General features: G+C 37.6%; 10 protein-coding genes, 2 rRNA genes and 1 other annotated feature. All 12 genes read right to left on the reverse strand.

All coding sequences use genetic code 11. The features are described 5' to 3' along the window. Positions 1-115: 115 nt before the first annotated feature. Positions 116-352, reverse strand: a binding site (T-box leader). A 48-nt stretch (positions 353-400) separates the two neighbouring features. Further along, positions 401-1,858 (reverse strand): glutamate--tRNA ligase, encoded by a 1,458-nt coding sequence (gene gltX / locus BLV40_RS23735; RefSeq protein ID WP_026593150.1) that lies wholly within the window; start codon positions 1,856-1,858, stop codon positions 401-403. An 89-nt stretch (positions 1,859-1,947) separates the two neighbouring features. After that, positions 1,948-2,424 carry a 2-C-methyl-D-erythritol 2,4-cyclodiphosphate synthase gene (gene ispF / locus BLV40_RS23740; RefSeq protein WP_026593149.1) on the reverse strand — a complete coding sequence of 159 codons (477 nt, stop codon included), beginning with the start codon at positions 2,422-2,424 and terminating at the stop codon, positions 1,948-1,950. Positions 2,425-2,530: 106 nt separating this feature from the next. Then, positions 2,531-3,214: a 2-C-methyl-D-erythritol 4-phosphate cytidylyltransferase gene (ispD, locus tag BLV40_RS23745; protein WP_090694441.1), complete on the reverse strand. Its 684-nt coding sequence runs from the start codon at positions 3,212-3,214 to the stop codon at positions 2,531-2,533. Positions 3,215-3,230: 16 nt separating this feature from the next. Then, positions 3,231-4,349, reverse strand: coding sequence for a PIN/TRAM domain-containing protein (locus BLV40_RS23750; RefSeq protein ID WP_090694445.1), 1,119 nt, complete (start codon positions 4,347-4,349; stop codon positions 3,231-3,233). A 160-nt stretch (positions 4,350-4,509) separates the two neighbouring features. Beyond that, positions 4,510-5,586, reverse strand: coding sequence for a DNA integrity scanning diadenylate cyclase DisA (disA, locus tag BLV40_RS23755; protein WP_026593146.1), 1,077 nt, complete (start codon positions 5,584-5,586; stop codon positions 4,510-4,512). Between the two features lie 3 nt (positions 5,587-5,589). Then, on the reverse strand, positions 5,590-6,966 hold the full coding sequence (radA, locus tag BLV40_RS23760) for a DNA repair protein RadA (protein WP_026593145.1): 1,377 nt from the start codon (positions 6,964-6,966) through the stop codon (positions 5,590-5,592). A 95-nt stretch (positions 6,967-7,061) separates the two neighbouring features. Further along, on the reverse strand, positions 7,062-9,497 hold the full coding sequence (gene clpC, locus BLV40_RS23765; RefSeq protein WP_026593144.1) for an ATP-dependent protease ATP-binding subunit ClpC: 2,436 nt from the start codon (positions 9,495-9,497) through the stop codon (positions 7,062-7,064). Positions 9,498-9,519: 22 nt separating this feature from the next. Then, entirely contained in the window at positions 9,520-10,584 is a 1,065-nt protein-coding gene (locus tag BLV40_RS23770; protein WP_026593143.1) for a protein-arginine kinase McsB, read from the reverse strand. A 4-nt stretch (positions 10,585-10,588) separates the two neighbouring features. Continuing rightward, the gene (locus BLV40_RS23775) at positions 10,589-11,137 is read right to left on the reverse strand and encodes a protein-arginine kinase activator protein McsA (RefSeq protein ID WP_026593142.1); all 549 of its coding nucleotides are present in this window, start codon (positions 11,135-11,137) and stop codon (positions 10,589-10,591) included. 147 nt (positions 11,138-11,284) lie between these two features. After that, complete coding sequence (locus BLV40_RS23780; RefSeq protein ID WP_026593141.1) at positions 11,285-11,746, reverse strand: CtsR family transcriptional regulator; 462 nt, start codon at positions 11,744-11,746, stop codon at positions 11,285-11,287. Between the two features lie 210 nt (positions 11,747-11,956). Beyond that, a 5S ribosomal RNA gene (gene rrf / locus BLV40_RS23785) occupies positions 11,957-12,072 on the reverse strand. A 51-nt stretch (positions 12,073-12,123) separates the two neighbouring features. Continuing rightward, positions 12,124-12,292, reverse strand: a 23S ribosomal RNA gene (locus BLV40_RS23790); the annotation flags it as partial.

Here is a 12,292-nt window from a genome sequence, read left to right on the forward strand (position 1 = left end):
CGAGTGAACCGATTTACCACGAATTCCCTTACTTGTTATCTAGTCTTTATCCATCTCTACAACAACTTATACCATACCTATTTACATGGTATAAAAAAGACGCCTCTGTCAAATTGACAGAGACGCCTTATAAGCGCGGTTCCACTCTGTTTAAGCTAAAATATAACCTCAAACTCATCCATGATAACGGTTTATACCGCTCCTGCTTACTTACGTTTCCCGAAACTATTCGTTGTTCAGCAGAAGACTCGAAGGGGCATTTCAAAAATCCGCTTATAAACCACTTCCAGCCAAAAGGTGGTTCTCTCTGTAAAAAGCCTGATTGTCTACTTCTCCTTCTCGTCGCTTTTCCATATTAGGTTTTAATGTATTCTTATTATATTTCTAAATTCGTCAAATGTTAACCAATTACTTTAAGAATACGGTTTAAAACTTTTTCTTTCCCAAGAAGTGCAATTGCATTTGGAAGTTCTGGACCATGTGTTTGACCAGTAGTCGCAACACGAATTGGCATAAATAAGTTTTTACCTTTATGTCCTGTTTCTTTTTGGACCGCTTTAATAGCCTTCTTAATCGCCGCTGGCTCCATTTCATCTAAAGCTTCTAATTCCGCAGCGAAAGCACGAAGTACTTCAGGTACTTGTTCGCCTTTCAACACTTCTTGTCCTTCTTCCTCATAATCTACATGATCTTTAAAGAACATCTCAGACAGCTCTACAATTTCAGCACCAAAACTCATTTGCTCATGATATAAAGCAATTACATCACGAATCCAAGCTTGCTCTTGCTCACTTAAGTTTTCACTTACGCGACCAGCTTTTACTAAATGAGGTAAACTTAATGCAACAACAGTATCTAAATCTTGCTTTTTCATGTACTGGTTGTTCATCCATTTTAGTTTCTGAGAATCAAATAATGCAGGTGATTTTGATAAACGAGCTGCATCAAACATTTCAATAAATTCATCTTTAGAGAAGATTTCCTCTTCACCAACCGGTGACCAACCTAACAATGCGATAAAGTTAAAGATTGCTTCTGGAAGATATCCCAGCTCTTTATATTGCTCAATAAATTGAATAATAGATTCATCGCGTTTACTTAACTTTTTACGACTTTCATTTACAATTAAAGTCATATGACCGAACTGAGGGACATCCCAACCGAAAGCTTCATAGATCATCATTTGCTTTGGTGTGTTAGAAATATGGTCATCACCACGAAGTACGTGTGTAATCTCCATTAAATGATCGTCTACTGCTACCGCAAAATTATAAGTTGGAATTCCATCTTTTTTCACGATAACGAAATCACCAAAGTCATTTGAGTGGAAAGCAACTTCATCTTTTACGATATCCTTAAATGTGTAGTCGCGGTCAGCTGGTACACGGAAACGAATACTTGGAATACGACCTTCTGCTTCAAATTGTTTAATTTGTTCTTCTGTTAAATCACGGTGATTACCTGCATAACGAGGTGTTTCACCACGAGCAATTTGTCCTTCACGCTCTGCTTCCAATTCTTCTTCTGTCATATAGCATTTATAAGCCAAACCACGCTCTAGTAAATCTTCATATAACTTTTTATAAATATCTAAACGTTCTGTTTGACGATATGGTCCATATTCACCACCAACATCAACACCTTCATCCCAGTCCATACCGAGCCATTTCAAGTATTTTAATTGGCTTTCTTCACCGCCAGCAACATTACGTTTTACATCAGTATCCTCAATACGAATGATAAACTTGCCATCTTGATGACGAGCAAATAAATAATTAAATAATGCCGTACGCGCATTTCCGATATGTAAGTGTCCTGTTGGACTTGGCGCATAGCGCACTCTCACTTGCTTTTCCATAATTGGTACACCTTCCATTCCTAATGTCAACACATTCTATAATTGTACACCAAAAAAATATGATTATCCATCTTACGAATTAAAAACAACTATTTTTTCTGTAATAGTACAACTGCTTGAGAAGCAATCCCTTCTTCTCTTCCTGTGAATCCTAATTTTTCAGTTGTTGTCGCCTTCACATTAACATTGTCTATAGAAGTTTCTAACAATTCACTAATACGCTTCCGCATACTTTCAATATATGGTGCCATTTTTGGCTTCTGAGCGATAATTGTACAATCTAAATTACCTAATTCATACCCTTGCTCACGCACAAACTCCCAAACCTTTTGCAATAACACAGCTGAATCTGCATCTTTAAAAGCAGGATCTGTATCTGGGAAATGTTTCCCAATATCACCTGCAGCAATTGCTCCTAAACATGCATCAGCAATTGTATGTAAAAGTACATCTGCATCTGAGTGACCTAATAATCCTTTTTCATGAGGAATCGTAATTCCACCGATAATTAACGGTCTACCTTCTGCAAATTCGTGTACATCAAAGCCTTGTCCAATTCGAAACATTTTACATCCTCCTCAAACTAAACTACTGAAATTCATGACCATATGTCGATGAATCTATTAAGAAAAGCCCGGTAGCTACCGAGCTTTTCTTAATATTATACCATCACTATCGTTCCTTCTGAACACGCAAGAAACTTTCAGCAATTAATAAATCTTCTGGAGTTGTCACTTTAATATTGTAATAACTCCCCTCTACTACGCCTACTTCTTTTCCTATGCGTTCTACAAGACTTGCATCGTCGGTACCAAGAAAACATCCTTGCTTTGCACTTTGATGCGCTTCTAGTAAAAGTGGAACAGCAAATCCTTGTGGTGTTTGAACTGCTCTAAGCTGAGAACGGTCAACCGTTTCAACAACGCTATCTTGTTCTACTCTCTTTACTGTATCCTTAACAGGCACTGCACAAATGGAAGCACCTTTCTCTTTTGCCTCAGTCAATACATCATGAATCATTTGTTCTGTTACAAACGGACGTGCTCCATCATGAACAAGAACATATTTGACTTCTTCTACATATTGAAGTGCATTATACACACTATCTTGTCTTTCAGCCCCGCCTTGAATAAACTGTACGCGTTTCTGAATCGGATATTTCTGCATTAGCTCTTCAAAATAAGGGCGTTCTTCTTTATTAATTGCCATAATAATATTTTTACATGCCTCATCTTTTTCAAAGGCACGTAATGTATGCACAATAATAGGCACTTCATTAATAAGCAAAAATAATTTATTTTTACCAGCACCCATTCGCTTTCCTTGGCCCGCAGCCGGAATAATTAATGTATACATGCTAATAATCCTCTACTTATAATGCTTTTTCTAATAACTTACGCTTTGCAAAAATCATTCGACCAGCAGATGTTTGTAGTACACTCGTAACGAGTACATCAAGTTGTGAACCAACATATTCTCGTCCATCTTCTACTACAATCATTGTACCATCATCTAAATAAGCAACACCTTGATTTTGTTCTTTTCCATCTTTAACAACATAAACGCTTAGTTCTTCACCTGGAAGTACAACCGGTTTGATTGCATTTGCTAAATCATTAATGTTCAGAACGGTTACTCCTTGTAGTTCAGAAACTTTATTTAAATTAAAATCATTTGTGACAACAGTACCACCAGTTATCTTCGCTAACTTCACAAGTTTGCTATCCACTTCTTGAATGTCTTCGAAATCACCTTCATAAATCTCTACTGGAATTGGCATCTCTTTTTGAATACGATTTAAGATATCTAATCCTCTACGTCCTCGATTACGCTTTAATGCATCAGAAGAATCGGCAATATGTTGTAACTCTTCTAATACAAATTGAGGAATCACAATTGTTCCTTCTAGAAACTTTGTTTGACAAATATCCGCAATACGTCCATCGATAATTACACTTGTATCAAGAATTTTCCAATGAGAAGAAGATTCTTCGACTCCTGTTTCTGCTTCAGCCTCTTCATTCCCACTATTGTTATTTTTCTTCTTACCACCGCGCTGTGGTAATGTAAATAACCCTAACAATTCATTTCTCTTTTTAAATCCTACTTGGAATCCTAAGTAACCAAGTAAAAGTGTAAAGAAGATTTGTAATACAGTGCTAATGACCGGGATTGTAAATTCCCGAATTGGTATCAAAATTAAATATGCAACAATAAGACCCGAAATTAATCCAAGCGTACCAAATAAAACATCTGTTACAGGCGCCTTTACAAGGGCTTCTTCAATATGTTTAATAAGCTGAACAATATAATCTACGAGCCAAAATGTTGTTAAAAATAAAATAATTGCACCAATAATTGCACGAACATATGAACCTTCAAGCAAAGGTACTGCACCAATGTCCAATACATTAATAACTTTCGGGATTAAATAAATCCCGAGCGCCCCTCCAATTACTAAAAAGAAGAGCTGTACGATCCGTCTTAACATCCAACCACCTCCTACTCATTATTAACCATTGTTTTGCTAATCAAAACGCCGAATGCAAAAGCGGACGTGTCTTTTCATAAATTGTTTTATTTACCAATATAACATATCATATACCAAAAATGTGTTAGTGTCGTTATATTATGGAATCAATGTAATATTCTTAATTGTGTCTACTCATATACAAATGCTCTTGTATTCGTTTTAAACCTTCTCGTATTTTTTTCGCCCGAACTTCTCCAATTCCTTCTACATCATCTAACTCATTAATACTCGCACGACAAACACCTTGCAATGTTTTAAATCGATTGATCAAGTTTTCAATAATAAGAGGTGGTACCCTAGAAATTTTACTTGTAATCCTATATCCTCTCGGTGTAACACTTTCCTCTAAACTCATTTGCCCCGGGTAACCAAGTAATTTCACTAAATCACTATCTTCTAAAAGCTGCGCGTTTGCAAGTTCCTGTAATTTTTTTAAAATTTGATAGTGATCCTGCGTCTTTTCTTGATAATAGTCTTTAATTAATAGTGCTGCTTCTGCTTCTAAATCTGCCAATAGCTCCGTAAGCTGCAAACGAATAAGTCTGCCTTCTGTTCCTAATTCATGAATATAACTTAGAATTTCATTCTTAATACGGAGTACCATCTCAACGCTATGTAGGACATGGACTACTTCAGACATTGTAACAACTTCCTCAAATTCTAGAATACCCAAGTTCGTAATACCATCATTCCATACTGCCTTATATTTTTCTAAAGTTTGAATAGCCTGATTTGCCTTTGTTAAAATAACACCTATATCTTTTAATGTATAACGTAAACTTCCCTGATATAGCGTAATTACGTTACGTCTTTGTGAAATAGCAACTACAAGACTTCCTGTTTGCTTCGCTACGCGCTCTGCTGTACGATGGCGCATCCCTGTTTCAATAGAATCAATAGATGACTCGGGAACCAGTTGTGCATTTGCAATCAAAATTTTACTTCCTGTCTCATTTAAAATAAGAGCTCCATCCATTTTTGCTAATTCGTATAAACTAGCGGGAGAGAATGCACAATTAATGTGAAATCCTCCATCAACAATGCTTTTAATCTGATCATTATATCCAAGGACAATTAAACCACCTGTTTGCGCGCGAAGTACATTATCAATACCTTCTCGCAAAGGTGTCCCTGGTGCAACAAGCTGTAAAATATTAATCATACTTTTTTTGACACGTTGCTTGTTTTCTTCCATAGCCTAGCCTCCTAATGTCAAACGAAGCGCCTCTCCTAAATTAGAAACACCAACTACTTCAATCCCATCCGGAATTGTCCACCCCCCTAAATTTTTTCGTGGGATAATGGCACGTTGAAACCCTAGTTTAGCCGCTTCTTGTACTCGTTGTTCAATTCTCGATACCCTTCTTATTTCGCCAGTTAATCCAACTTCTCCTATTACCGCATCGGTTGGTGCAGTTGACTTATCTCGAAAACTCGATGCAATACTTAAAGCGACCGCCAAATCAATCGCTGGTTCATCCAATCTCAACCCTCCAGCAACCTTTAAATACGCATCTTGGTTTTGTAATAATAAACCTGCTCTTTTTTCTAGTACCGCCATAATAAGCGATACACGATTATGATCAATCCCTGTAGCCATTCTTCTTGGATTTCCAAAACTAGTAGGAGAAATTAATGCTTGTATTTCTACTAAAACTGGCCTTGTCCCTTCCATGGAAGCAACAACTGTAGAACCAGCAACTCCAACTGGTCTTTCTTCTAGAAAAATTTCTGAAGGATTTAATACTTCTGCAAGACCTAATTCCTTCATTTCAAATATACCCATCTCATTTGTAGAACCAAAACGATTTTTAACCGCCCGCAATATACGATATGTGTGATGACGGTCTCCTTCAAAATAAAGAACCGCATCCACCATATGTTCTAACATACGTGGTCCTGCAATCGCGCCTTCTTTGGTCACATGCCCTACGATAAAAATCGGGATTCCTTTCGTTTTTGCAAGTTTCATCAGTTCTGCTGTACATTCACGTACTTGTGAAACACTTCCTGGCGCTGAAGTTACTTCTGGTAAATAAATAGTTTGAATGGAATCAATGACAACAAAGGAAGGATTCATTTCGTCGATATGTGCTGCAATTCTCTGTAAATCTGTTTCTGAAACAACAAATAAGTTATTTCCATTTACATGTAGACGGTCTGCACGAAGTTTAATTTGTTTTGCTGATTCTTCACCAGATATATACAATACATCATACGCAGAATCTGCTAATTGCGATGATATTTGTAGTAATAGAGTTGATTTCCCAATTCCAGGGTCTCCTCCAATAAGTACGAGAGAACCATCAACAATTCCTCCACCGAGCACACGATTAAATTCTTGAAATTTCGTTTCAATGCGTGCCTCTGACTTTGTTTCTACCTCTGTAAGACGCCTTGGCTTCGTTACTTCCGTTTGAATCGCATTTGCATAGTTGATACGACGGGAGGATACAACTTGTTCCATCTCTTCAACAAGCGTATTCCATTGCCCACATCCAGGACACTTCCCCATATATTTCGGTGACTGATAACCACATTCTTGACATATAAATTTCGTTTTCTTTTTAGCCATCTTGTTTTTTACTTCACTTCACTTTCATATGTAAACATATATCCTTCTTGTACAAGAAAGAGGGCTATTATTTAGCCCTCTTCGTTTGTCTATACTTATTTTACCTTTTCTGCACTACGAATGACAAATGATTCTCCTTCAGCATCGAAGACAACTTTTTGACCTTTCTCAATTGCTCCTTTTAGAAGCTCTTCTGATAATCGATCTTCCACATGTTTTTGAATTGCTCGGCGTAGTGGCCGAGCACCATACTCACGATCAAATCCTTGATCAGCAATCGCTTCAATCGCTGCGCTTGTTAACTCTAATTCAATTTCTTGTTCTTTTAAACGGCTCACTAATTGATTCACCATGAGCGTTACAATTTCCTGAATATGTTTTTTCTCAAGCATATGGAACACAATGATTTCATCGATACGGTTTAAGAATTCTGGACGAAATGCTTTTTTCAATTCATCCATTACTTTACCCTTCATATCCGAATAATCACGGCTCTCATCTTGTACGTTAAAACCAAGATGTTTATTACGTTTTAATGCCTCAGCACCAACGTTAGAAGTCATAATAACAATTGTATTACGGAAATCCACTGTGCGTCCTTTAGAATCTGTTAAACGGCCATCTTCTAACACCTGCAGTAAGATGTTAAATACATCTGGATGTGCCTTCTCTACTTCATCTAATAGAACGACGGAATATGGTTTACGACGAACCTTTTCCGTCAATTGACCGCCCTCTTCGTACCCAACATACCCTGGAGGAGATCCAACTAAGCGAGAAGTAGAATGTTTCTCCATGTACTCAGACATATCAATCCGAATCATCGCATCTTCATCACCAAACATGGATTCCGCCAGCGCTCTTGCTAATTCGGTTTTACCTACCCCAGTAGGTCCTAAGAAAATAAATGAACCAATTGGACGTTTTGGATCTTTTAAACCTGCTCGTGCACGGCGCACCGCTTTCGCTACCGCAACAACAGCTTCATCTTGACCAATTACACGGTCATGTAAAATGGATTCTAGATTCAATAATTTGTTTGTTTCTGTTTGTGCAAGTTTAGAAACTGGGATACGCGTCCACGTAGAAACAACATTTGCAATATCCTCTACTGTTACTTCAGAGTTTTCTTTTCCTTGCTGCTCTTTCCACTGACGTTTTGTATCTTCTAACTTTTCACGTAAACGTTGTTCCATATCGCGTAAAGAAGCTGCCTTTTCAAACTCTTGGCTCTGTACAGCCGCATCTTTTTCTTTTCGAATTTCTTCAAGCTTCACTTCAAGTTCTTTTAAATTTGGTGGTGTTGTATAAGAACGTAAGCGTACTTTTGAAGCTGCTTCATCGATTAAGTCAATTGCTTTATCAGGTAAAAACCGATCTGTAATATAACGATCTGAAAGTTTTACAGATGCATCAATTGCATCATCCGTAATGGAAACACGATGATGCGCTTCGTAACGGTCACGTAATCCTTTTAAAATTTGAATTGATTCTTCTAAGCTTGGTTCATCAACATGAATTGGTTGGAAACGTCTTTCTAGTGCTGCATCTTTTTCAATGTATTTACGATACTCATCTAACGTTGTCGCTCCAATGCATTGCAATTCACCACGTGCTAATGATGGTTTTAAAATATTGGATGCGTCAATCGCACCTTCTGCACCACCTGCACCAATTAATGTATGAAGTTCGTCAATAAACAAGATAATATTACCCGCTTGTCGAATTTCATCCATCACTTTCTTTAAGCGGTCTTCAAATTCACCACGATACTTCGTACCAGCAACAACTGTACCCATATCTAACGTCATAACACGCTTATCACGTAATGTTTCTGGAACTTCATTATTTACAATTTGCTGTGCTAGGCCCTCAGCTATTGCCGTTTTACCTACCCCAGGTTCTCCGATCAATACTGGGTTATTCTTAGTTCTGCGGCTCAGTACTTCAATAACACGTTGAATCTCTTTACTACGGCCAATAACAGGATCTAGGCGCCCTTCACGTGCCACAACCGTTAAATCACGTGCTAGACTATCAAGCGTTGGTGTATTTGCATTTGCTGATGCACCACCTTGATGACCTGATGTAGCTTCATTGCTTCCAAGGAGCTGTAATACTTGCTGTCTTGCTTTATTTAAACTTACGCCTAAGTTATTTAATACTCGCGCCGCAACGCCTTCACCTTCACGAATCAATCCTAATAAAATATGTTCTGTTCCGACATAAGAATGACCAAGTTTACGTGCCTCATCCATTGATAATTCAATTACTTTTTTTGCACGCGGTGTATAATGAACCGTTTGAGACATCTCTGTTCCACGACCAATCAATGCCTCTACCTCTTTTTGTACCTTCTCTGGGCTTAATCCAAGGGCGATTAACGCTTTAGCTGCAATTCCTTCACCTTCGCGTACAAGCCCAAGTAAAATATGTTCTGTTCCAATATTATTATGCCCAATGCGAATTGCCTCTTCTTGAGATAAAGCTAATACTTTCTGTGCTCGTTCTGTAAATCTTCCAAACATCATAGAAATCGCCTCCTACTTGCGCTCAATTTTGTTCAATTCGTAGTCGTTCACGTATTAATGTTGCTCTTCGATAATCCCTTTCTTCTGGACTCAAAGGGCCACCCGCGTATTGCTGTAAAATTCCAGGCTGAGTTAGTACCATCAACTCGGTTAAAATATTTCTTGATATATTTTTTATATAACCAAGATCAATGCCTAGCCGCATATCTGACAGACAAGTAGCCGCCTCTGCCGATTGAATTAATCGACTATTGGCCAGTATACCGTAAGAACGATATACTCGGTCTTCAAGTTCAATACTTGAATTTTTCATAATCAATTCTCGAGCTACTCTTTCTTGTTGTATAAGCTGATGAACGACACTCTCTAAGTCTGCTAGAATATCTTCTTCTGATTTTCCTAATGTCATTTGATTAGAAATTTGAAATATATTACCTAAGGCTTCGCTACCTTCACCGTATATTCCTCTTACGACTAAACCCAATTGTTGAATTGCTTGTATAATACGACTCATTCGTTTCGTCAAAACAAGTGCTGGTAAATGTATCATCACCGAAGCCCGTAACCCCGTTCCAACATTTGTGGGGCAACTTGTCATATAGCCAAGCGCTTCATCAAAAGCATATTCAACTGCTTCTTCAATCCAATTATCCATTTTGTTTGCGCATTGTAGCGCCTCTGATAATTGCAATCCTGAGAGCAAACATTGAATTCGCACATGATCTTCTTCATTAAGCATCACACTTATATGTTCATCTTCTGATAGTAAACAAGCACCAAATTCTGTTCCAGCAAGATTAGGACTGATTAAATGTTTTTCTACTAAAACTCTTCGCTGAAGTGGATTTAGTTCGTTCATCTTTAACAGTTCAAAGCTCCCAAAAGATTTCACTTTCCGATTTGCCAGTTTCTTTTGAAATAAATTAGTAATCTGCTTGGCTTCTTCGTTTGTCTGCATAGTAGGGAAATGATAATCTTTTAAATTACGAGCCAAGCGAATGCGACTACTTAAAACAATATCAGAATCAGGGCCATCTCCCTTCATCCATGGACTAATTGCTTCATTCATAATACGATCTAGTGACATAGAATTATTCCCCCTTTCTATGTCCACTAAGTTGATTTATAATACTTCGAATTTGATCACGAATTTGAGCTGCTTCCTCAAATTCCTCTTTCTGTACACATTGCTTTAATTTTAATTTTAGTTCATCTAATTCTTTCTTTAGATGAATATTTCCTCCCATACGCTCTGGAATTTTTCCACAATGTTGTGTATAACCACCATGAAGCCGCTTCAACATGGGCTTTAGTTGTTCCTTAAATGTCTCATAACACGAAGCGCATCCAAAGCGTCCCACTTTTGCAAACTGTTCATATGTCATATTGCAAGTTGAACACCGTAACACCCTTGTATCTAAAAAATTATCCTCTTGGTTTTCAAACATTGATGATTCTCCATGTAGCAATCCAGCTAGTAAGTCATGAAAGGAAAAACTAGGTTGTGGTGATTGAAAGAAAGACGTATAGCCATTTTGTTCTGCACATTGCTCACAAAGATGAACTTCCGTCTTTTGTCCGTTTATTACTTTTGTATAATGTAAAGCTGCTGGTCTTACATTGCAATTTTGACAAGTCATCTTATATCCCCACCTTCACAATAGGAACAATCTACTTCATGATACTTTTTATACGTGACTAGATTATTTTGTTCACTTAATCTCGCCTATAAAAAGCCTCACGATAAAATGATATACCGCTAAAAACATTTTTAACAAAAGCTGTATTTATTTATATTTCAGTGTCCTCAACATTGCGCATAATATTCGAGCCCTAAGTTGATCCCGCGAAGGTAAATCCATTAATAATACGGATCGATCTAATACGCTCAGCATAAGTTTTGCTTCCCGATTTGTCACAATATCTTCTTCTACTAATCGTATGATGATACTCTCCGCATTTCCCTGCGCAATGCTATGCTCAATCATATGAAGCATTTGATCAATAATGTCTACATCGTCATGCAATTTGACTTTGATAATGCGAATGTAACCACCGCCGCCTCGTTTACTTTCAACGACAAACCCTCTTTCTAACGTAAAGCGAGTATTGATTACATAATTAATTTGAGATGGGACACAATCAAATCGGTCCGCAATCTCATTTCTCTTAATCTCAATCACATTATTATTGCTTAAGTCAATAACTTGCTTTAGATATTGCTCAATGATATCAGATATATTTCTCATTTATCCGCCACCTTTATTGACTTTGACTATCTTTGACTTTAATTATATACGTATTAAAGAAATTTGCAACTCTTTTGCTTCTTCACTATCCTAGCCAAAATTTTAGTTCTTTAATCACTGAGTTCACATTTTATATAACAAGATAAATTTCCCAGTTTCATTACATAGTAATACAAAAAAAGCACGAGTCAATTGACTCGTGCTTTTTTTGCTTGGCGACGTCCTACTCTCACAGGGACAAGGTCCCAACTACCATCGGCGCTAGAGAGCTTAACTTCCGTGTTCGGTATGGGAACGGGTGTGACCTCTCTGCCATCATCACCAAACTATTGAAGGTATATTCCTTCAAAACTAGATAACATTTGCATTCATATTATATGGTTAAGTCCTCGATCTATTAGTATTCGTCAGCTCCACATGTCACCATGCTTCCACCTCGAACCTATCAACCTGATCATCTTTCAGGGATCTTACTAGCTTACGCTATGGGAAATCTCATCTTGAGGGGGGCTTCATGCTTAGATGCTTTCAGCACTTATCCCTTCC

Origin of the sequence: Bacillus sp. 166amftsu (assembly GCF_900107445.1) — a bacterium.
Classification (GTDB): Bacteria; Bacillota; Bacilli; order Bacillales; family Bacillaceae_G; genus Bacillus_A; species Bacillus_A arachidis.

Coding starts and splice junctions, on each gene's coding strand:
- gltX (WP_026593150.1), bottom strand. CDS start 1,858: ATGGAAAAGCAAGTGAGAGTGCGCTATGCGCCAAGTCCAACAGGACAC.
- ispF (WP_026593149.1), bottom strand. CDS start 2,424: ATGTTTCGAATTGGACAAGGCTTTGATGTACACGAATTTGCAGAAGGT.
- ispD (WP_090694441.1), bottom strand. CDS start 3,214: ATGTATACATTAATTATTCCGGCTGCGGGCCAAGGAAAGCGAATGGGT.
- BLV40_RS23750 (WP_090694445.1), bottom strand. CDS start 4,349: ATGTTAAGACGGATCGTACAGCTCTTCTTTTTAGTAATTGGAGGGGCG.
- disA (WP_026593146.1), bottom strand. CDS start 5,586: ATGGAAGAAAACAAGCAACGTGTCAAAAAAAGTATGATTAATATTTTA.
- radA (WP_026593145.1), bottom strand. CDS start 6,966: ATGGCTAAAAAGAAAACGAAATTTATATGTCAAGAATGTGGTTATCAG.
- clpC (WP_026593144.1), bottom strand. CDS start 9,497: ATGATGTTTGGAAGATTTACAGAACGAGCACAGAAAGTATTAGCTTTA.
- BLV40_RS23770 (WP_026593143.1), bottom strand. CDS start 10,584: ATGTCACTAGATCGTATTATGAATGAAGCAATTAGTCCATGGATGAAG.
- BLV40_RS23775 (WP_026593142.1), bottom strand. CDS start 11,137: ATGACTTGTCAAAATTGCAATGTAAGACCAGCAGCTTTACATTATACA.
- BLV40_RS23780 (WP_026593141.1), bottom strand. CDS start 11,746: ATGAGAAATATATCTGATATCATTGAGCAATATCTAAAGCAAGTTATT.